Below are 360 nucleotides of genomic sequence, written 5' to 3' on the forward strand. Positions count from 1 at the left end.
TCCATTCAAATTTTGCAATAGCCAAACCGACATCTTACCACTGCCTCGATGATTCCATGCGTAATAGGGTATCAATGAAAGCGTTACATCTTTTACTTGTAAACGTCCCGTTTCATTTTGGGCTAATAACTGCGCAGTCGTTTTTAACTGATGGATACCCTTTAGCAAATCCGGCTTGGTTTCCACCCTGATTTCAGGCTTTTGATTTATCACGACACTGAAAATATCAAAATCATTATCCGCCCATTCGGCACAATAAACAATGGGACCGCGTTCGATAGATATTTTTCCGCGGTCGGCTTCCACTTTGTCGTTGGCTTTCACTACGCGCGGTTCCATGTCGAAATGCACTTTCACCAC

The 360-nt window shown here is 43.3% G+C and carries 1 pseudogene; it reads right to left on the minus strand.

The features are described 5' to 3' along the window. A pseudogene (locus ASC50_RS05545) lies at positions 1-360 on the minus strand (beta-L-arabinofuranosidase domain-containing protein); the annotation flags it as partial.

It is taken from the genome of Candidatus Symbiothrix dinenymphae (assembly GCF_001431085.1).